Source organism: Nostoc sp. UHCC 0302 (genome assembly GCF_038096175.1).
Classification (GTDB): domain Bacteria; phylum Cyanobacteriota; class Cyanobacteriia; order Cyanobacteriales; family Nostocaceae; genus UHCC-0302.
Genome location: NZ_CP151099.1, coordinates 261,558 through 282,454, shown reverse-complemented (window position 1 = coordinate 282,454; position 20,897 = coordinate 261,558). Strand labels below are relative to the sequence as shown.

Below are 20,897 nucleotides of genomic sequence, written 5' to 3'. Positions count from 1 at the left end.
TGTACACACAAATGACCTATTGAACCGAAGTGAGAAATGTCAGAAGTCACCCTATCTACAAAGTGGAGCTTTTTTGTTTAACAAGTCTGCCTCATATATATGATGTTCTCTATTGATGAAGACTTCAGACAATGCTTGATAAGCTTCAGTCCAAGCTGCCATAACTTCTTCTGTAGCTGCTTCTCCCAAAACATCTTTCATTGCTTGCAGTAAACTCTCTCCGACAATGGGATATTGTTCTGGTGAAACATGAGTCTGCACATGGCGATGGGCAATCGTTTCTACCATTGACTTTAAAGCAGGTAAATTCTCAATTTGGCTAGCATAGCCATAAACTGCTGTAGCTAATTTTGCAGGCTGAGAACCATTTGCTTGAGCGGACATATCAAACTGTTTTCTAATCTCTGGATGGTTCTCAAACATAATTTCATACATTCGAGTTGTGATTTGCTGACCGTGTTTTTTCAGGTGGGGCGCTGTAGCTTTGACTATATTTATTGTTTGTTGGCTAATCATACTTTCTTTACTCACTTGGAATATTGATTAACTTCAATTTAGTGAGTATTTACATGAGTTACTATGAGCTAGCTCATACAAACAAAAATACTAGTCGGGGTGTGGGGAAGATGAGAATAATTGCCGCTTCCCTATCTTTCCCTGGTTAAAAACGTTGTTAACTCATCGCCACAAATATAACAATAGTAGTGAGGCTGCCATACGTCCATAATTTAGAATCCCTGTATTTTTATGCATACAATTGATAAAAAGTCAATAAAAAGAGCTTGGGCAGATGCGATCGCTCAACCTGCAACAGAGTTTCCACTTACGCAACTACCAATTCTTTCTGGCAAAATTCCAGATGGTTTACGCGGTACACTTTACCGCAATGGCCCGGCACGGCTAGAACGCGGTGGCAATCGTGTAGGACACTGGTTTGATGGAGATGGGGCAATTCTTGGTGTACATTTCACTGATGCAGGAGCCACGGGAGTCTATCGTTATGTGCAAACAGCAGAATACCAAGCTGAAAGCAAAGCAGATAGTTTTCTTTATGGCGTCTATGGAATGCACAGACCAGGGCCAATCTGGAAGCGCTGGAATCAGCCAATGAAGAATGCAGCCAATACATCGGTGTTGGCACTACCAGATAAATTATTGGCTTTGTGGGAAGCAACAAATCCCTATGCTTTGGATCTGCAAACGTTAGAAACAATAGGATTGGATAATTTAGGTGCGTTAGATAATGGATTACCTTATTCTGCTCATTACAAACGCGATCCACAGACAGGGGAAATTTTTAACTTTGGAGTCAGTGTCGGAAGTTCTGTACAACTGAATCTCTACAAAAGCGATTCCACTGGCAAGATTATTCAAAAAACTGCCTTCAAGTTAGACCGCTACTCAATCATTCATGATTTTGTGCTGACGCAAAAATATCTAGTGTTTTTTACGCCTCCAATGGCGATGAAAACACTATCAGTTTTGCTAGGTCTGGCTACCTTCAGTGAATCTCTGTTGTGGGAACCTCAGTTAGGAACCCAAGTATTAATATTTGACCGCGAAAACCTATCTTTAGTTAGTCGTGGTGAAACTGAGCCTTGGTTTAATTGGCATTTTGGCAACGCTTATGAAGATAAAGACGGTTCAGTAATTTTGGATGTGGTGCGATATTCTGACTTTCAACAGACTAACGAAAATCTCAGAGAAGTTGCGACTGGTGAAACGCACACAGTTGCTAAGGGAACATTGTGGCAAGTGCATCTCAATCCTCAAACTGGTAAAGTTACGACAACGCAAGAAGTTGTCAACCGCAAGTGTGAGTTTCCCGTAGTGCAACACTCGCAAGTTGGGCAACCTTGGCGTTATACATATATATCATTACTCTCGAAAAATGGAGATATAGAGAAAGATTTGTTTAGCGCGATCGCTCGTTTTGACCATAAAACCGAAACTCTCACTGAAGCAGACTTAGGAGCAAATCGCTATGTCTCAGAACCTATCCATGCTCAAGATAAACAAAATCCTGAGCAAGGCTGGCTTATAACCGTTGTTTACGACGGTAATTCTGATAGCAGTGAAGTTTGGATTTTTGATAGCGATCGCTTAGACGATGAACCTGTTTGCAAACTAGAATTACCTAGCGTGATTCCCCATAGCTTCCACGGCACTTGGAAACCAGCTTAATATTCGTCAAAAGACGAAAGACGGCATCGTTGCTACTTTTGAGCAACGATGCCGTCTTTTTAATTCAAGTACAGTTTAGTATCTAGTTACGTTTATAAACTGTCAGTGAACCATCATTAGAAGAACTGAGAAAACCATAGCTGGGCAAGTTGGCAATGATGTTAGTACCGTCTATAGTAATGCTGCCAGTAACCTGTGCCTCACTAGATGTACTTTTAGTGCGGTAATTTGATATGTAGCCTGGCCTTTGATAGTGACTATGTGAGTTCCCACGGTAAGTGTTGCCCGTACTAGTCCAAGTTAAATCTACTACCGCAGTTTTAGAAGTTCCTGAGTAATAATCAAAAACTGTGTAAGTGCCATTTAAAGTGGCAGATTGTAATGAATTAGCAATTGTGAATGTCGGGGTGTCACTAAAGCCAGAACCATACGAGTATGCTCCAGTGCAGTAGTTGTAGCTATCATACGAGAGATAAGATCCTTGCTGAGAAGTTGGAGCGCTTGGTGTGCTTTTGGTAATGTTGTTAAAAGCAGAAACATAAACATTGGTATAGCTGCAATTATCATCATATTGATAAAAAGAGGCAGAGGCGTTCTCTCCCTTAACTGTGTACTTCTGAGCGGCTGCTAGGGCTGGAACAGTCGTCAAGCTGAGTACTGCTAAAGCGGCTCCAATTGCTGTTGCTGTTTTCATGGCTTTTCTCTATTAGTGTTTGCAAACTTAGGACTAATGCACAGCACAAATTGACCATCCTGTGAGTGATGGAATGTGATTGTTCAGACTAATGGAGCGCTTTTAGGCACTCAATTTATCGCTCGTTAGAGTAAATAAACTAACTCTCATGCCTAAAAAATCTCCACTAGGCTTAAGTATTACTATCAATGTATAAGCCTTGGATATGTTTTATTTCAAACCAAATTTGTTTGATACGAGTTATGTCAGCTTACTATTAAAGTTCACAGCACAACGCCGAAACACAAAGTGTCTCGCATAGTTTTAGAGCAATAAAAGATGGTGAAGTTTTAAAACTGTAACTTAGCATTAGGTATGAAACATAACGATACCTTTTTAGCTTGATACATGATGACTGTATAGTAACATAGTGGTACTGTTACTGAGTATGCAACATACATAATTTGTAATCAGATAATTCTTTGCCAATTCGACTGCACACAATAAGCCAAGCAATGATGTCAGCTGCTTGAACTATAAAAGCGATCGCCTGAGTGCATAACCCATCTGTAAAGTAGAATTACCCAGCGTCATACCCGACAGTTTCCATAGCATCTGGAAATCTGCCTAAATTTTTACAGAAACTTATGTGCGCCCTTGTGCGTTTAAAATTAAGTTTATTAATTCGGCAATTGGTCAGGGTCAATTCCCAAAGCTTTTAATTGTGCCGCTAGTTATTCGGCACGTTGTTCAGCAGTTTGTGCGCGTAGACTCCGACATTCGCAGCCGCGATAAATGTCTCAGAACCTGTGGGAGGTAGCCAATAACTATACAAAACTTCCGTTAACAGCCGCTGTTGTTTTTCCGAGCGAAAGTTATCCACTGGTGTATCATCTTCAATAACTAGCTGGCTGATATCTGGGGCGGGAGCGATGTCATCTGATGATAAAGCTTCTTTAACCATAAAAGCGATCGCCTCTGCATCGGGTAGCCTTTTCTATACTCTAATAGAATAGAAATAAAGCAGATATACATTACACAAGTTAAGCATAATTGCCCATGACCACTTCCAACCGCCGCTACCACATTACTACCTTCGGTTGCCAGATGAATAAAGCCGACTCAGAGCGCATGGCTGGCGTTTTAGAAGACATGGGCTTTGAATGGTCGGAAGACCCAAATAATGCAAATGTAATTCTCTACAATACCTGCACCATTCGCGATAATGCCGAGCAAAAGGTCTACTCTTACCTTGGTAGACAAGCTAAGCGCAAGCATGAGCAGCCAGATTTAACACTAATTGTCGCTGGTTGCGTTGCCCAGCAAGAAGGCGAAGCACTGTTGCGACGCGTGCCAGAATTAGACTTAGTAATGGGGCCACAACACGCCAACCGTCTCAAAGATTTGCTGGAGTCTGTGTTTGACGGGAATCAAGTTGTAGCAACTGAGGCAGTTCACATTATTGAAGATATCACCCAACCGCGTCGGGATAGTAAAGTGAGCGCTTGGGTGAATGTGATTTACGGCTGTAACGAACGCTGTACTTACTGCGTTGTTCCAAACGTGCGTGGTGTAGAACAATCTCGGACACCGGAAGCCATTCGCGCTGAAATCGAAGAACTAGGACGACAAGGTTATAAAGAAATTACGCTCCTTGGTCAAAATATTGATGCTTACGGCAGAGATTTGCCTGGAGTCACCCCAGAAGGCAGGCATTTGCACACTTTCACAGATTTGCTGTATTACGTGCATGACGTCCCAGGAATTGAGCGGATAAGATTTGCTACCAGTCATCCGCGTTATTTCACTGAGCGGCTAATTCGGGCTTGTGCTGAGTTACCCAAGGTGTGCGAACACTTTCACGTTCCTTTTCAATCTGGGGATAACGAGCTTTTAAAAGCAATGTCACGAGGTTATACCCAGGAAAAATATCGCCGAATTGTCTCGATGATTCGGCGGTATATGCCAGATGCGTCGATTAGTGCTGATGCGATTGTGGGTTTCCCAGGAGAAACAGAACAACAGTTTGAAAACACCTTGAAACTGGTGGAAGATATTGGCTTTGATATGCTGAACACAGCAGCATATTCGCCCCGTCCTGGCACACCCGCAGCCTTGTGGCAAAATCAACTGAGTGAAGAAGTAAAAAGCGATCGCCTACAACGGCTCAATCATTTGGTAAATATAAAAGTAGCCGAGCGATCGCAACGTTACTTTGGACGGATTGAAGAAGTATTAGTAGAAGACCAAAACCCCAAAGATAAAACTCAGGTGATGGGACGCACAGGTGGTAATCGTTTAACGTTCTTCACTGGCGATATTAACGAACTCAAAGGGCAATTAGTGAAGGTAAAAATCACCGAAGTTCGTCCTTTCAGCTTGACTGGTGAACCAGTAGAGGTGCGTGAAGCAATGCCAGTCTAATGCTTAGACTTAGCAAGTGTGTTTTATTAGGGAAAAAAAATTAATATACCCTTGCTAAGTTGAAAGCAGTTGAATCATTCACAAGCAGTGAGGTGACAAGTGTCCAGTAGTGTTGAAGGGATTTATCGTAATGGTCGGGTGGAACTTACTGAACAACTCACAGATGTAGAAGAAGGAATACGAGTAATTGTCACTTTCATGAAAACAAATGAAATTAACCTGGCCTCCCAAGAAATTAACCAAGCGCAGGCTGAGATTTTACGAGGTAATTTAGCAACCTTTGCAGATGATTGGGATAGTCCAGAAATGAGTATCTATGACAACTATGACGCAGCCAAAACAAACCTTGAAGCGGGGTGATGTTGTTCTAGTGCTATTTCCCAATTCTAATCTGACTACTGCTAAAACACGACCTGCTGTGATTGTGCAAGCTGATAATTTGCAGACAGGTTTGTCCCAAATGATCGTTGCTATGATTACTAGCCAGATGTTTCGGGCAGCAAATCCTAGTCGTGTGACTATTTTAAATTTCAGACAGATCAATTGGTACAGGTTTATAAAAGGCGATCGCAATATTCAAAACGGCTAATCAATTCCTTCGCGTAAGTTTCTGCTCGACTGCTCATTTCGCCCCAGCAACAAGCACCTTTAAGCGTAGCAGACGGTGTTGCTGCTGTTGCTCAATTCATGCGGTAATTGGGACGGGCAGAATGATTATTGATTACGTTGAGCAAATCCTAATAAAGTGAAATTAAATTAATCCAAATGTATATGAAAAATCTTGCACCAAGCATTTTTCGGCAGAGGCTGCTCATTGAAGGTTTTTACACTATTGATTTAGACAAGCAGATATTGGAAAAATATCTTCTCAATCTGGCAGCACATCTAAATCTTCGCACTTATGGTGAGCCTATCGTTTTTGTGCCGGCTTCAGGTATGGGTAAGGAAGAAAACTCTGGATATGATGCCTTTGTACCTCTGATTGATTCTGGTATTTCAGCATATATTTGGAGTAATGCCAAATTTTTCTCGATAGTAATTTATACCTGTAAAGGTTTTGATCAGCAAGAAGCTATTGAATTTACACGTAAATATTTTGCTGTGTCTGATGAGATAGCCAGTGCTTCATTCTAAATTATGCAGATTACACTGCCTATTATAAGCAAAATCGCCCCTGACTCATGAACTACGACAACATCATCACGCTCGAACCAGGTAAACGCAGTGGTAAACCTTGTATTCGCGGAATGCGAATCACAGTGTACGACATTTTAGAGTATCTTGCAGGTGGCATGACGGAAGCAGAAATTCTGGAAGATTTTTCTGAACTTACCTCCGAAGACATCAAAGCTTGTCTTGCTTTTGCTGCTGACCGCGAGAAAAAGTTATTCGTGGTAACTTTGTGAAACTGCTTCTGGATGAAAGTGAATAGATAGTGGTAAAGCCTACGGCTAAGTCTACTAACTCGTTTGCCATTCAGTGAGTTTAGCCGTTAGTCCTCAAAATCTTGTTGCTTGCCTATGACTTGGCACTTAGTTTTACCAAATTGTCTAACTCGTGCTGCATCTTACTCACAACTAACTCATAACATTCATTAACATAATGGCGATCGCTTGCGGCTTCCCGACCGTAACGTTCAAATACGATCGGGGGACAAACCCGTGTGTAGATAGGCACAGGTAATGGAATATTAGGCAGTGGGCCGAGAGCTAATCCCCAAGGTAGCCCCAGATAAATAGGAAAGACTTCTGGATCAATTCCTAATAGCCAAGGCATCCCCCACTCATGAAGTCGGCGCACAACTTTGTAGAAATCAGCTAGTACAATTAGCGTATCGTGAGCGCCGCTAGAAATCATAGGTACAATTGGCACATTTTCGCGTAGTGCTAACTTGATAAATCCTTGTCGTCCCGCAAAATAGATTTTGTTACGTAAATGATGTGGTCGAAACACATCTTCTGCTCCACCTGGATAAACTAACACGCTAGCTCCAGAGCGCAAAGCAGCGTAAGCCATTTTCGGATGAGCTACGATTGCTCCAGCCTTGGCAACTTGTTGCGCTATTTCGGGGCTAACCTGCCAAACTTTAGGATGCATCAGTCCGTAGACAGGGCGCTCAACACCAAATCTTTGAAACCAATCGTACATCATCATCAGCATATCAGGAGCCGCCAGCCCGCCATTGTGAGAACCGACAAATAAGACTTTTTCCTGAGCTGGAATGTTATCCCAGCCACTAGTTTGAACTCGAAAGTAGTAGTGATAGAAAAAGCCTAATAGAGGCATCAGAGATTCGATGAATCTTGGATCTCGCTCATCTAAAGACCAACCGGATTTCTTGTTTAATGTATGTTGCTTTTTTAACATCGAAGCATTTTAACAGGATTAGGAAAGCTCAAGCCATCCCTTTTGTCTCGGTTCCAAAACAGAATAGAAATTCTGCTAAGTAATAATTTAAATCAATTTAAATTATTTGGATTGAGTTTGCTCTTAAGTGCAACTAGCTCAATGTTGAATCTATTAGAAAAATATATGGAGTCGATAACCGAATCTTGGGTAGTTTGAGCAATAGGATTAATAATCCTTTACCTAAGTTAATGAAACGTTAACATTATCTTGCCTCTTCTGGTTCTACCTTACTGCCCCTCTAATGCTGAATTTAGGCTATGCAGCGCGGATTTCAGCTGATGAATTTTGTAGTAATCGCTTCGTAAGTATGGAAAGATACTACACTTCTCTGTTTACGTCTTGTATCTAAAGGTAGAGAATAATGGTTAATCCAATTTGGGTAACCTAAGAGGGTTAATCCCTAAGAGGGATTCGCCCAATCAGAATCGAGCTACTTATCAAAGAGTGCAACCGAGGTGAGATGACGCAACCTTTTAATCAAGTCAAAGAGTGGGAAAAACGTCGTGATGAAGCTAGCCTCTACTACAAGCAGGGGAAATTTCAAGAATATCTTGATTTCGCCAGTGAGAATCTAGAGTTAGCTAGAGCGATCGCAGACCGAGCCAGAGAAGGCTACACATTGAACGACATTGGTTTAGCTCACCTTGGTTGCTCGCAACCTCAAAAAGCATTAGAGTGCTTTCATCAGGCGCTTTTGGTTGCTCAAGAACTAGGTAACCAGCGAGGAGAAGCAATTGCACTCAGCAATTTGGGTTCTACCTACGCCCGTCTAGGGCAGTTTTTGCAAGCATTAGACTACTTTGAGCAAGCGCTGCCAATCTTGAGAAAATTGCAAGATACTCAAGGGGAAATTTCGACTCTCAATGATGTAGCACTGATTTATACCCGGTTGGGAGAACCGAAACGGGCGCTGCTACTACAACACCAAATTTTGTCAATACGTCGATTTATAGGAGACTTTTCTGGTGAGGCGACAACGCTCAACGGGATTGGCTTTGCCTATAGTACCTTGGGCAAGTTTGAAGAAGCTCTCAAATATTTTCAAGAAGCACTGCCAATTCAAAGGGCGGTAAAAAATATAGTTGGCGAAGCCACTACCTTGAACAACATCGCCTCGATGTACAGTGATTTAGGACAACCGAAACAAGCGCTGTTGCTCTACCATCAAGTTCTTTTGACACGTCGCGCATTAAGCGATCGCTCTGGTGAAGCAACAACGCTTCACAACATTGGTTTTACATACAGTATTCTTACAGATCACCGCCTCGCCTTGAAATACTACAAACAAGCGATCGCAATTTATCAACAACTGAGCGACTCTCCCGGAGAAATTTCAACTTTGTTAAATATGGGCAGCCTTTACGCCATCAGGAAACGCAAGAAATTGGCGCGATCTTGCTACCAAAATGCCCATCAATTAGCCAAGCAAATCGAATATCAACCACTCCAAGAAAAAGTAGAGCAGTTTATAGACTCACTGTAGTTTGCATGAAGTACCTCACCCTTTATGGCTGAGGGTTCCTGCATTCAATAAATAGCTCTCTTGGTGTGAATTGAGGAGAAATGTAGGGTAATACAGCTAGCTGTATTACCCTACTGTATTTTAGCCAGTTGAAACTTGCTGGTAATATTTTTGTTTTGGGATGTAATAAAAGCGATCGCTGAGCCAGAACTTGATATATTTATGCTAATAACGCTGCTAATCAGCAGGCTCAACTGGATGTCTGTAGCAAGATTAGTCAGAGCAAACTTTTTACCAGTTTTTGATATGTGTGCGGGACGCTTGGCGTAGCTTGCTTCCCCGGAGGGGTAAAGCAAACGGTAGTTGAATCTCGACTTCGCTCGATTTCCGCGCACTTGTGCTGAGCCTGTCCTGAGCGTAGCCGTTCGCGGAGCGTCCCGCAGGCAAGGGCGCACTTGTGCTGAGCGTAGTCGAAGTAGCCGAAGTAGTCGAAACTCAGTGCATCGCTGGCGGATGTAGCTTGCTTCCCCGTAGGAGTATAAACGGGTTTAAGTCCCCCACCAAATTTTCTTGTTTTGTGGTGCAACAATTCAGTGGCGGGTATGAATCCCCCACTGATGGTTACTAAGCGTAGTCGAAGTATTGATTTTGACCGGAGGCGGAGCGTCTCCGGCTCCGCTCCTGTTAGCGTAGCGGGGCGCAGCCCATTCTGACCCTTCGACAGGCTCAGGGCATCGCTTCTGAATTCTTTTTCAATAAGATTTTCATTTAAAATGTTTTTTTGCAATTTATAAGTTGATATTTTTAGTAGCAATTAGTTTTTTATCGTGTAAATTTTACTACTTCTATTTTTATCTTTATAGAGAAAAATTAATCTATATCTTTTATCTGTAATGATTAGGCATTTTGGCAAGTTGTTATTTTGGTAGTTTGATATATTGTAGAAATTACCAAGATGTTTTTACTTGTTATACCAAGGGCGGGTTCAATCCCGTCTTTTTTGTGTTTAAGTATTTGGCATTTTGGCATAATATTGCAAGGCTTATATGATATGTTAAAAATAATTACAGGTATGAACTATAGTTAAAATATTTAGCACGGAATAAATTACCGTTCTTTTATTACTTTAATGGCCAATATGGCAATCTATTAAATTTTATTTGCGCTATTTTTTTAGAGTCTAAGATGTATTAATACTTTCAAGCTATCTAGACGGGATAAAACCCGTCTTTTTTTTTGCTCGCTACACATAAAAATGCTTGAATTAAAATTTTAGATGTAACAATATTTATAGTTATATGACCAAATTGAAAGGTCATTTATCAAGTAAAAATAAAATTATTCTAGGGAAGCCAACGCGTTGCAAACTTTCCGCAAGTAGTAGTAGCTGGCGTTCTGCTAACCGAGTTTAACGTATTTTACAGATTTCAAATGCAGATAATCAATCAACTCTCAGGCTTTCAGATTGCTGACATAGCCTGAAAATAAGCTATGCAGAAGAATGAAACTTTCTAAGCATTCTTGTATACCAGGATGATGCTTTATCAGGTTTCACGCTATTTGGACACATCCTATAGGAAGATGACCTATGAAAATAATAATGAGTAAATTAATTCGGGATGTTGTTATGCACTGGATTTATGTTGAGGTTTGGTGATGAGCCAAACCTTTTTTTTATCTCTTACTGCGCCGTTAATTTTTGCTTTTAGACTTCGGCAAAGAGTTTAATATATAGATATTAGTAGTTTGAGCGATCGCTTCCATAAACTCAGCAGATTTTATTTATAGATTTGTTAACTTATTTAGTCAAATACATACTTTCTTATAATGTCAATATTTAAGTCCGATAAAAAACACATTATAAAGGTTAACTATATTTATATTTCATAATGTATTATTTTTGTATTCTGTGTATTTATTTTAATTAATTTGGGGTACAAGCCCCCACTAAATCTTTGATTTATTGGTCTACTCAGTGGTAGATTCAAGCCCCTACTGATAGCGCAGCGTAAAGCCTTCTCTACGAGAGGCTGCGCCCTAAGCGGAGCTATGCCGCAGGCTTTACGGCATAGCTTCTCTACGAGACGCTAACGCGAACGCTTAGAGCGAGTCTGCGTATCGCTAAAGCGAAAGCTCCGCTAACGCGGAGCGTCTTGCAATTTTTAATTTTACATTTTTAATTTTTAATTGGGTTGACTTCTGACGACTAATGCCTTTATTCTGTTGTAAGTAACATTTTTACAGATATTTAAGTATTATCTAACAGTATTAAAAGGTAAAAGTACTCCGTACTATCCCGATAGTAACTGGGTCACTATCTGGTGTGTGTCCAGGTTCCCAAAATTGAATTATACCTGGTGTAATGCTGATGTTATCTGTTAACTGAAAACGATAAAATGCTTCAAGTTGAGTAGTCGTTCCTGGTTGTCCTCCGGCTCGTCCTAAACCTGTATTAATAAAATCAGGTACATTATTCCCTACAGGAAGATTACTACTAGTGATTTTAGGCGGTTGACCAACATAAATTCCGCCCAAATTGCCCTTGGCAAATAAATCAGGAAAATTCAGAAACACCATATAATTAGTTGTCTCTACACTTCCTGAGCGTCCAGGAATGTAAGAGCTAGTGTAACCACCCCACCCACCCAAAGTAATACGGGGTGAAAGTTGCCAACTTACAGTCGCACCAACAGCGTTGGTTTGAAGGGGTGCTGATTTTCCGGTAGCTGAATTAACCGCAGTCAAGCAATCATCACCCACAAAAGTGAGTAAACAACCATTAGAAGAGTAATTGTTCACGTAATACAAGCTGAGATCAACAGCATCAGTTGGTGTTAGCAGCAATTGCACACCTGTAGTCGTGTTTCCGTCAAATAAACCGCTGCGTATACCAGGATTTCCTGGTTGATAACTAGAATAAATTGCCTGCAAGCTGGCACGTTTAGCAAATTGCCAATCAATAGCTATACCACCATGACCGTACCCCATATTTAAAATCGGGTTTCTCTGGGCAAAATAAGACAGTGGGCCTGATGCAGCGCTTTCTACCCTGTTGGGGCCTCGGAAAGCAGTTGTCATACTTACGCCTTCTGTTCCTACCATTACTGCTAACTTATCAGTCACCAGCCAGTGATAGTTGAGGTCACTTACAATCAAGCCATCGGTGGGAAATTCGTAGCCAAGTAGAACATCATAACGAGAAACACTATTGTTAAATCTAGGCGTACTCCTACCTTCACCTGATAAAAGACCTGTAAATAAGTAACTACGGGGGGTAATTTGACTAGTTAAATACAGCTGCGCTAGAGACATGACATTAATGTTTGTACCAGCATCGCGTGTATCTTTTTCCCCGTCTCTGGGATTCACATCTCCACGATTACTAGTCCGTCCTTGAGCAGCAACTATTAGTAGTCCGCTGAGTTTAGTCGTGGTTGAGAATTGATTGGCTGCGATTTCGGCGGAGCGGGCTTCTAAAGTGTCGACACGACCCCGCAGAGTTGCTAGTTCAGGTGCAAACTCTGACTGTAATTTTTGCAGAGTTGCTAAATCTTCGCGGGTGAGCAAATCATTGGTGGCTGTAGTAATTAACTCATTGACTCTATCTAAACAAGCATTCACACCAGCAGCAAATTCATACCGAGTTAAAGCGCGATTACCACGATAGCTGCTATCTGGATAACCTGCTATGCAACCATAGCGTTCTACCAAAGACTGCAATGCTTGAAATGCCCAATCTGTAGGTTGTACGTCCTTGAGTTGAGAAACCGATGTAACTTGCGCCATCGGATCTTTTGGGGGAAAGGGAGCAGGGGGTAAAGGGGCAAGGGGAGATGAAGGAAAAATAACTGACTCCTGACTTCTGACTTCCGACTCCTGTACAGACGGGATTAATCGCGTCTCTACTCCTGACTCAGTAGGATTAGCGATCGCTTTTTCTACAATTCCGTTTATTCCCGTAATTAGTAAACAAACGAGCATCCAGGCTTGATGTTGACTGCCGCGAATAAGTCTACTTTTCAAAGTTTTATACTCTGCTCACACACTTACGTGAAGAGTGTATTCTTGATTATCTGGCGTCTACATGGGGAAATGTACGGATTTTGTGCAAAATTAGACTTATTCTTTCTAGGCAACTTCTTAAAGCGAGAGTATAACAGGGTATTAGGGATTGGGGGCTGGATACTAGGTACTGGGTACTGGGAACTAAATTCTTTCCAATGCCCAATGCCCAATAAGATTTGAGAACTAATATGGTAAAACGTTCGCGCAAGCTGACATCAAAGGCTTCTAAACTAAATAAACCTCATGCAGGTGCGACCAAACGCGCTGTCAAAAAACCCCAACAAAAGACGAAGCGGGGAAGTTTGATATTGTCAACGATCGCGATCGCAATTTTGCTGAGTAGTGCTGGTTTAATTATGGCCTTTGCCTGGATTAGCATTCTCTTTTTCTTCAATCCAGATCAGGTAATCTGGCTAAATAACGTTTTACCAGAATGGGCGCAAATTCCTCTCGGTCAAGGCGAACATCCCCTAACTCTCAATGAAATTCAAGCTAGTCTGAGTCAACAAAAACAAATAGCTGGAAAATCTCTGGCTTTGGATGAAGATGTAGAAAAATCCTTTTTACTACCAGTTTTTCGGCAACGTGCTAATTGTCAGTCTGATTGCCAAGACCTTGTTGAACTTAGGGTTTATCGACACTCACAAGAATTGAAGTTTCAATCCCAGCCGGAAAAGTACTATTATCTAGCAAATCAACTGTCTATAACTGGTATAGAAGAATCTTTTGTAGCTAATGCTATATCAGAACAGCAGGATAGCAGTACGCTTCTACCTTTAAATGAAATCAAACGTTTTGAGGGAACTACCCCATCATCAGGGATTTGGTTTTATTTGCAGGGTCAGCGCCAAGAAGGAACTAGTGCGTTCGTCGCAGACGTTGGCGCAGCTATCGCCTACGGTTACATCGTATACTACAATCCAGAACGCACTAACTTGCAGCAGATGTTGGCTTGGAGAAGCCCTAATGGACAATTGCCCAAATGGCAACAGGTAACTGGTGATAGTAGAAAAGAGTTAGTTGTTGATCAAACAGTCGGTTTAGAACCGCACTTACAGGTTTACCAAGTTAAACCTCTAAAATTATTTCTCAAACCCATTCAATTAGAAGAAATTACTCTCAAATCCCCAGCCATCAAAGATTCTGCATACCTTAATGCCCTATTAATTGCCCGCAGCGGACTGTGGACACCAGCATTTGAGTGGTTGAAATTCATCCAGAAACAGAGAAAAGGGATTTTGACAGAGGCGGCGCAAGCGCAAATGGATGTAATTCGCTTACATTCCCAACTTACCAAAACTCAAGCTGATAAAAGTTGGGTAAGTCCAGGACAAGAAGTACTCGCAGATTTGATTGATGGCCGTTGGGAAAAAGCTTTACAGGTGTTAGCAGCATCACCACATAATACCCAAGAAATTGCCAGCTTACTTAAAGCCGATGATGGACGCTTGTGGAATCGCACAACAACAGCGTTGCGAGTCAACCCAAATAGACCAGAGGTGCAAACTTGGACAGCCTTGATTTTAGCAGTTCAGCGAGGAGAAGAACGTGCTAATTCTTGGTTGATAGCACAACCACAAATCACAAAAGCGACTCTTGCCGATATTCAAAGTTTGTTAGAAAGATTTAATAGTGAAATAGCAAAGTCACAAATCACTCCTACTCACCCCAGTCAGATTGTTGGTTCGGTACAAGCAATTACTCAAGTTACCAGTAGCGACTGGCTGCAACCAGATTCTACAGCAGAACTGAAACTTACAGATAACCAGGTTTGGTATCAGGTGGAAGTGAATGCATTTAACGACGGTAAACGCTGGCTAAATTTTCCCTTTGAGAATTTGAAGCTACCCAAAACTTCCCCAGTTACATTTTTCTGGGAAACTTTGGGTATTAGTTCTGACCCAACAATTCAAATAATTGTCTGGCTAGCAAACGGAGAACAACAAATAACCACGGCTACTATCAAAGCGGTGCAACTGCAAAGCGGAGTTTTACGCCTATTAGCTGCTGGTGATAAAATTCCAGACCAGCAAAATAATACTCTTCAACCCAGACCTTTGGCGCTAACAGATGCAGCCCTAGAATGGGTGCTACCATCTCCGATCGCGCTAGAAGAATTATATAAACAAAATCCTCAAGGGCTACAGAAAATTTTACTAACTGTGTGGCGTTCATTACAAGAATCTGGTGACATTTCGGCTGGCCCTATTCCTAGCTTTGAGGAGATGCAGGAAAAATTGGGTTATTGGCCTGTGCAAGTGATTGATTTAACAAGTAATGCCAAACCAGAAACCGTACTGAGTATCTCGGCAGCAGCTATCGCATCCTTGAATCAAAATGAACCTGGAATTTTGGAAGACAAAAAAAATCAATTCCGTCCCCGTACCCTAATTTTTTCTGATAGTGGTAATATAATTTACACAGATTTTGAAAAAAATCACCAACAAACATTAACAGCGATCGCCAAGCTAAGAGATACGCAATCTCTAGCTTTATTAGTAGAGAGTGCCGATAAATATAGTTTGAGGCGCTGGTCAGACAAAAATCAGCGCTTTGAATAGTTATCCCTTACTAGAATTCTCAAGTAAAGAAATGCTGGCGATCGTTGTTTGAAAAACAGACCTATTCTCCTTGGTTACAATTTTCTACACGTTGACGCTTCAGGTTTTGCAATTGCTGCAATAAAGAGTCTACCTCCTCCTGCAAGTTCATGAATTTGGCTTGTTGATCGTCTTGGTAACAGGATTTTGTTAACTTACTAGCCAATAGAGTATTGGACTCGCGGGTAGAAACACTAGATGAAAGAGTAGGCATAACTTATTAAATCCACAACTTAAACTCACACCATTAGAGATAATATAATAATGTAATTTTAACCTTTGTTAAAAAATTGTATACTTTCAATCATTTACTCTAATGGGTTTTAGGTTTCATCATAAGAGACTACGATTGTAATAGTAGTGTTCCAGTGAAGATACTGGGGACTGGGAACTGGGGACTGGTGACTGGGAAGAGAAACAAAAATAACTACTGAACACTTATCAATACTGCATATCAAATCCCCAATCCCCAGTACCCAATCCCTAGTACCCAATCCCCAATCCCCAGTACCCAATCCCTAGTACCCAATCCCCAATCCCTAGTAAATACCGTGACTTTGAGCCTGTCTACTGCTAAATCTTATCGCCAACCTTGGCCTGGACTGATAGAAGCCTATCGCCAATACTTGCCTGTCAGCGAAACAACGCCTGTTGTCACCTTATTAGAGGGTAATACTCCCTTAATCCCAGTGCCGGCGATCGCAGAACGCATTGGTAGAAAAGTACGTGTATTTGTGAAATACGACGGTCTTAATCCCACCGGCAGCTTCAAAGACCGGGGGATGACAATGGCAATTTCCAAGGCTAAGGAAGAAGGGGCAAAAGCAGTAATTTGTGCCAGTACGGGTAACACTTCAGCAGCCGCAGCCGCTTATGCTCGACGTGGAGGTATGAGTGCGTTTGTACTGATTCCCGATGGCTATGTCGCATTAGGCAAATTAGCACAAGCATTGCTATATGGGGCAGAAGTACTGGCAATTAAAGGTAATTTTGACCAAGCGCTAGAAATTGTCCGCGAGATGGCAGAGAGCTATCCAGTAACTTTGGTGAATTCGGTGAATCCCTATCGCTTGGAGGGACAGAAAACAGGCGCTTTTGAAGTTGTCGATGCGCTAGGCGATGCTCCAGATTGGTTGTGCATTCCCGTAGGCAACGCGGGAAACATCACAGCATATTGGATGGGATTTTGTCAATATCATCAAGATGGAAAGTGCGATCGCCTACCTCGGATGATGGGATTCCAAGCCGCAGGTGCAGCTCCTTTAGTGAACGGTCAACCAGTGGAGAATCCCGAAACCTTAGCAACAGCAATTCGCATTGGTAACCCAGCCAGTTGGGAAAAAGCGATCGCGGCACAATCAGCGAGTATGGGAAGTTTCCACGCCGTTACCGATGCAGAAATTCTTGATGCCTATCGACTTTTAGCAGCATCTGAAGGTATCTTCTGCGAACCTGCCAGCGCTGCTTCTGTAGCTGGGTTGTTGCAAGTTAAAGACCAAGTTCCTACAGGGGCGACAGTCGTTTGCGTCCTCACCGGCAATGGTCTCAAAGACCCAGATACAGCCATCAAACACAATAAAAGTCAATTTAAACAAGGCATCGTAGCTGAACTAGGGGCAGTGGCTGAAGCGATGGGATTTTAGGAAGAAGGCAGAAGTAGAGACGCGATTAATCGCGTCTCTACGACTCCTGTACAGACACGATTAATCGCGTCTGTACAAGAGTTAGTTATTTTTCCTTCATCTCCCCCTACCCCTTTGCCCCTCTATCCCCTGCTCCCCGCCTCTTTACTGGCTCGTTCTCGTGTCAAGCTATCAATGGCATCGCCCAAGGCGGTGGTGAGGCTTTTGCGGGTTTGGGCGTGATTTTCTTGCTCAGTTTTCAAAGCTTGTTGTAAGCGATCGCGTTCTTTAATAACGGCGATGAGTTTGGCTTGCCAGTCTTCTACAGATTTTAGTTGTTTTATTTCTTGCTGAATGGCTGTGACTGCTGCACCTTCAGCGAGTGTTCCGTCCTCAATGCCTTGGAGTTGCTGAAGCTTTGCCTTGAGAGATGCGATCGCCTGCTGAGATAGATGAGAATCTGTGCGGCGTTGTTCTGCTTCAGTATTGTAAAGTTTACGCCATTTTTGGGCGCTTTCCCAAGCAACATCGCGCTCGCGTTGAAGTTCAGCCAGCTGCTCTCTAAGCGCTTGAATTTCCGTCAGCCATTGTTGTGTAAAATCTTGATTCATAAGTCATTGGTCATTTGTCATTTGTCATTTGTCAGTAGTATATTCTTCTCCTTCTGCCCCCTGCTCCACCTCGGCTACGCTCGGTGGTCGCCGAGCGGAGTCGAGGTGCGACCACCTGCTCCCTGCTCCCTGCGCCCTGCCCCTCTGCTACTATCATCAGTATTTTTGCGGTAAAGAGAAGTAAAAGTAAAAAGATAGATGCGATCGCGACACAATATTTGGGAGAGTATTTGAGAAACTCAACCAGTTTTAACTCGAAATTATGGCAAATCCTCGTTTTGTCCGTTTTTTTCGCCATCTAAACTGGCGCACGCTCAAGAAAACTTTCGCGAGGACAGCCGAAAGACGACTTTTGGGACTTGCCTCGGAAATTGCCTACAATGCAATGTTATCCTTGTTTCCAGCAATTCTTGCTCTAATCACGGCTATTGGCTTGTTGGCAGAATCTTTACAAAACACATTTAAACAACTGGCGGTGCAACTGAGTCAAGTTCTACCAGAAGAAGCTCTGGTTCTAATTCGCGACTTTGCCACCACAGAGATTACTAACTCCAAAAACAGTGGTTTGTTTTCTCTCAGCTTTGCGATCGCTATTTGGACTGCTTCTGGGGCGGTGAATACTGCAATGACAGCCTTCGACCAAATTCATCAAATTCCTTCAGAAAAGATCCGCCCCTTTTGGAAAGCCAAACTAGTCTCTCTAGGATTAACAATGGGGACTATCGTGCTGTTGGTGTTGGCTTCTTTTCTAGTGTTTCTCAGCGACTTACTGTTGGGGATGGTGGTGCGTGAAAATATTTCTTTGATATTTTTATTGCATCTTTGGCAACTGTTGCGCTGGCCTTTAGTTTTAAGTATTGTTGCAGTGGCCTTTAGCTTTATCTATCGCTACGGCCCTAGTCGGTGGAACCCAGGTACACCAATGATGCCGGGAGCAATTTTAGCAGCTGTTTTTTGGGCAATATTATCTGCCTTATTTCGGCTGTATGTGGCGAATTTCGGTAACTATAATAAAGTATATGGTGCAGTAGGGGCTGTGATAGTTTTAATGCTCTGGTTGTGGTTAAGCGCTGTTGTTCTATTGGTAGGCGACCAGTTGAATGTAACGGTCGGTGAAGATATGCGCCCAAAAACGCAGTCCCAGTCTACAGAAATAATCTAGCTATAGATTCCGTGAGTAAACTGTTGCAAAATCACAGTATGAGAGTAAAATCTCTAACTATTCAATACAAATAGAAATAAGCGATCGCCTCAATGTCTGAATCTCCTCGGTATTCGATGATTGAACCTGATGCCAAAGCGCCTACTTTGAAGCGTCTGCGCCAGATGAGTCGGCTGTTGGATAATCTCGTTACCATTCCTGGAACTCAGGTTGGTATTGGTTTAGATCCAATTATTGGACTTATACCTATTGGTGGTGATTTTTTGGGAGTAATGCTTTCTAGCTATATTATTCTAGAAGCCGCACGGCTAGGTGCATCTAGAGCCACTTTAGGCAGAATGGTTTTAAATATCATCGTCGATGGGTTAGTAGGCTCTATCCCACTGCTGGGAGACTTTTTTGATTTTGCTTGGACAGCTAACACTCACAATATTAAGCTTTTGGAAGAACACCTCAAGTTTCCGACGCAGCAGAGGAGTGCAGACAGGTGGTTTATCTTTGCCCTTTTTGCGGGACTTTTGTTGCTTGCAATTGTCTTAGTAGCATTGCCCGTGATAATAATTAGAATACTGTTGAACTTCTTCACTGGCGCTTAAGTTAGTTATTAATAAAGTAATGAAAGATTGGTGGCAAGCCACTTTTCCTCAAGGGCGGCAAAGTTTAGTTATTACTGATGCTAATGGGTATCCTACACAAATTGCTTATGGTGAAAAAGGTATAGGTAGACCGTTAATTTTGTTACATGGTATGGGCAGTTGGAGCTATAATTGGCGTTACAGTATTGCACCATTATCTAAATATTTTCGGGTAATTTGTTTTGATGCTAAAGGCTTTGGTTTTTCAGAAAAACCCTCGTCTCGTAGAGAACATAACGGGCATCAAATCATTGAGTTTGAAAGGATTATTCGGGCATTATGTGATGAGCCTGTAGTGATTGTGGCAGAATCTTTAGGAGCATTAGTAGCCCTGGCGCTTGCTGAAAAAAATCCCGAATTAATCAAGCAGTTGGTAATAGTCAATGCTCCTATTTTTACCGAACGTTTACCCCATTGGGCTATGTGGATGCTTGCCCAAATACCTTTAGAAATAGTGCAAACAGTTGACAGCTTGCGTCTAGCATATTTTTTTGCTCCTCTCGTAAGAGAAATTATGGCAATAGAAAGGCGTGCGGTACTGTTCGATCCATCAATACTTACACAAGAAGATGTCTATTGGATAACTTATCCATTTATTGAATTGCCTGGTACTCTTGTGAAAGTCGCTGAAGATTTGCAAATAGCAGCGCGAGAAATTGAGCATTGTCAAACTAATAAGCCAAATATGCTCACGCAGATTCAAAATAATCTTAGTGCTATTGAGTGTCCTACACTAATTTTATGGGGTGAGCAAGATAGCTGGTTTCCGGCTAGTCATGGTGAAAAATTGCATCAACGCTTACCCAATTCTCAGTTAAAAATTTTGCCGAACTGCTGTCATGATGCTTCAACTGGTGCTTATAAAGTATTAAATGCAGCAATTATTAAGTTTTTGCAAGATTATAAGTAGAAGGCAGCAGAAACAGTTTTGATAGTTGCGTGGCAAGGCTGAATTTGTTATCCCTCTTTTGTTACTCTGGGGAAATAAAAATTGGGGCTAAATAATGAAACGTAGATTTAGCGGGAAGATTAGCGATCGCAAGCTAATAG

General features: G+C 42.0%; 20 protein-coding genes. 12 read left to right on the top strand and 8 right to left on the bottom strand.

Annotation, left to right across the window (positions count from 1 at the left end):
- Positions 1–51: 51 nt before the first annotated feature.
- Entirely contained in the window at positions 52–516 is a 465-nt protein-coding gene (locus WKK05_RS01195; RefSeq protein WP_341528001.1) for a globin domain-containing protein, read from the bottom strand.
- A gap of 231 nt (positions 517–747) precedes the next feature.
- Here WKK05_RS01195 and WKK05_RS01190 point away from each other — a divergent pair, with 231 nt between their 5' ends.
- Positions 748–2,184, top strand: a complete 1,437-nt coding sequence (locus WKK05_RS01190; protein ID WP_341528000.1) for a carotenoid oxygenase family protein — start codon at positions 748–750, stop codon at positions 2,182–2,184.
- A gap of 82 nt (positions 2,185–2,266) precedes the next feature.
- Here the strand turns inward: WKK05_RS01190 and WKK05_RS01185 are convergent, their stop codons facing one another.
- Together WKK05_RS01185 and WKK05_RS01180 are read right to left on the bottom strand one after the other, a co-directional pair.
- Positions 2,267–2,878, bottom strand: a complete 612-nt coding sequence (locus WKK05_RS01185; RefSeq protein WP_341527999.1) for a hypothetical protein — start codon at positions 2,876–2,878, stop codon at positions 2,267–2,269.
- A gap of 709 nt (positions 2,879–3,587) precedes the next feature.
- Positions 3,588–3,821 carry a hypothetical protein gene (locus WKK05_RS01180; protein WP_341527998.1) on the bottom strand — a complete coding sequence of 78 codons (234 nt, stop codon included), beginning with the start codon at positions 3,819–3,821 and terminating at the stop codon, positions 3,588–3,590.
- A gap of 95 nt (positions 3,822–3,916) precedes the next feature.
- On the opposite strand from WKK05_RS01180, the gene miaB reads away from it, so the two are divergent.
- From miaB to WKK05_RS01155, 5 genes are all read left to right on the top strand, one after another.
- Entirely contained in the window at positions 3,917–5,281 is a 1,365-nt protein-coding gene (gene miaB / locus WKK05_RS01175; protein WP_341527997.1) for a tRNA (N6-isopentenyl adenosine(37)-C2)-methylthiotransferase MiaB, read from the top strand.
- A gap of 99 nt (positions 5,282–5,380) precedes the next feature.
- Positions 5,381–5,641, top strand: coding sequence for a hypothetical protein (locus WKK05_RS01170; protein ID WP_341527996.1), 261 nt, complete (start codon positions 5,381–5,383; stop codon positions 5,639–5,641).
- The gene (locus WKK05_RS01165; protein ID WP_341527995.1) at positions 5,607–5,870 is read left to right on the top strand and encodes a type II toxin-antitoxin system PemK/MazF family toxin; all 264 of its coding nucleotides are present in this window, start codon (positions 5,607–5,609) and stop codon (positions 5,868–5,870) included. The genes WKK05_RS01170 and WKK05_RS01165 overlap by 35 nt, the downstream gene beginning before the upstream one ends.
- Before the next feature lie 182 nt (positions 5,871–6,052).
- Complete coding sequence (locus tag WKK05_RS01160) at positions 6,053–6,415, top strand: S-adenosylmethionine decarboxylase (RefSeq protein WP_341527994.1); 363 nt, start codon at positions 6,053–6,055, stop codon at positions 6,413–6,415.
- A 47-nt stretch (positions 6,416–6,462) separates the two neighbouring features.
- Positions 6,463–6,687 (top strand): DUF433 domain-containing protein, encoded by a 225-nt coding sequence (locus WKK05_RS01155; protein ID WP_341527993.1) that lies wholly within the window; start codon positions 6,463–6,465, stop codon positions 6,685–6,687.
- 112 nt (positions 6,688–6,799) lie between these two features.
- Here the strand turns inward: WKK05_RS01155 and WKK05_RS01150 are convergent, their stop codons facing one another.
- A complete protein-coding gene (locus WKK05_RS01150; RefSeq protein WP_341527992.1) occupies positions 6,800–7,648 on the bottom strand; it encodes a lysophospholipid acyltransferase family protein in 849 nt (282 codons plus the stop codon).
- Positions 7,649–8,150: 502 nt separating this feature from the next.
- On the opposite strand from WKK05_RS01150, the gene WKK05_RS01145 reads away from it, so the two are divergent.
- A complete protein-coding gene (locus WKK05_RS01145) occupies positions 8,151–9,173 on the top strand; it encodes a tetratricopeptide repeat protein (RefSeq protein WP_341527991.1) in 1,023 nt (340 codons plus the stop codon).
- Positions 9,174–9,283: 110 nt separating this feature from the next.
- Here WKK05_RS01145 and WKK05_RS01140 read toward each other — a convergent pair whose 3' ends face one another.
- Both WKK05_RS01140 and WKK05_RS01135 read right to left on the bottom strand, forming a co-directional pair.
- Positions 9,284–9,547 (bottom strand): hypothetical protein, encoded by a 264-nt coding sequence (locus tag WKK05_RS01140; RefSeq protein WP_341527990.1) that lies wholly within the window; start codon positions 9,545–9,547, stop codon positions 9,284–9,286.
- Between the two features lie 1,873 nt (positions 9,548–11,420).
- Positions 11,421–13,133 (bottom strand): iron uptake porin, encoded by a 1,713-nt coding sequence (locus WKK05_RS01135; RefSeq protein WP_341530989.1) that lies wholly within the window; start codon positions 13,131–13,133, stop codon positions 11,421–11,423.
- Positions 13,134–13,405: 272 nt separating this feature from the next.
- Between WKK05_RS01135 and WKK05_RS01130 the strand changes: the two genes are divergently transcribed.
- Positions 13,406–15,778, top strand: coding sequence for a hypothetical protein (locus WKK05_RS01130; protein ID WP_341527989.1), 2,373 nt, complete (start codon positions 13,406–13,408; stop codon positions 15,776–15,778).
- A 61-nt stretch (positions 15,779–15,839) separates the two neighbouring features.
- Here the strand turns inward: WKK05_RS01130 and WKK05_RS01125 are convergent, their stop codons facing one another.
- Positions 15,840–16,031 carry a hypothetical protein gene (locus WKK05_RS01125; RefSeq protein WP_341527988.1) on the bottom strand — a complete coding sequence of 64 codons (192 nt, stop codon included), beginning with the start codon at positions 16,029–16,031 and terminating at the stop codon, positions 15,840–15,842.
- A gap of 337 nt (positions 16,032–16,368) precedes the next feature.
- Between WKK05_RS01125 and thrC the strand changes: the two genes are divergently transcribed.
- Entirely contained in the window at positions 16,369–17,460 is a 1,092-nt protein-coding gene (gene thrC, locus WKK05_RS01120; protein ID WP_341527987.1) for a threonine synthase, read from the top strand.
- 122 nt (positions 17,461–17,582) lie between these two features.
- Here thrC and WKK05_RS01115 read toward each other — a convergent pair whose 3' ends face one another.
- On the bottom strand, positions 17,583–18,050 hold the full coding sequence (locus WKK05_RS01115) for a hypothetical protein (protein ID WP_341527986.1): 468 nt from the start codon (positions 18,048–18,050) through the stop codon (positions 17,583–17,585).
- A 262-nt stretch (positions 18,051–18,312) separates the two neighbouring features.
- On the opposite strand from WKK05_RS01115, the gene WKK05_RS01110 reads away from it, so the two are divergent.
- The 3 genes from WKK05_RS01110 to WKK05_RS01100 all read left to right on the top strand — a co-directional run bounded on the left by WKK05_RS01110 (position 18,313) and on the right by WKK05_RS01100 (position 20,757).
- Complete coding sequence (locus WKK05_RS01110; protein WP_341527985.1) at positions 18,313–19,212, top strand: YihY/virulence factor BrkB family protein; 900 nt, start codon at positions 18,313–18,315, stop codon at positions 19,210–19,212.
- Between the two features lie 92 nt (positions 19,213–19,304).
- Positions 19,305–19,808, top strand: coding sequence for a DUF4112 domain-containing protein (locus WKK05_RS01105; RefSeq protein ID WP_341527984.1), 504 nt, complete (start codon positions 19,305–19,307; stop codon positions 19,806–19,808).
- 19 nt (positions 19,809–19,827) lie between these two features.
- Complete coding sequence (locus WKK05_RS01100; protein WP_341527983.1) at positions 19,828–20,757, top strand: alpha/beta hydrolase; 930 nt, start codon at positions 19,828–19,830, stop codon at positions 20,755–20,757.
- Positions 20,758–20,897: the final 140 nt, after the last annotated feature.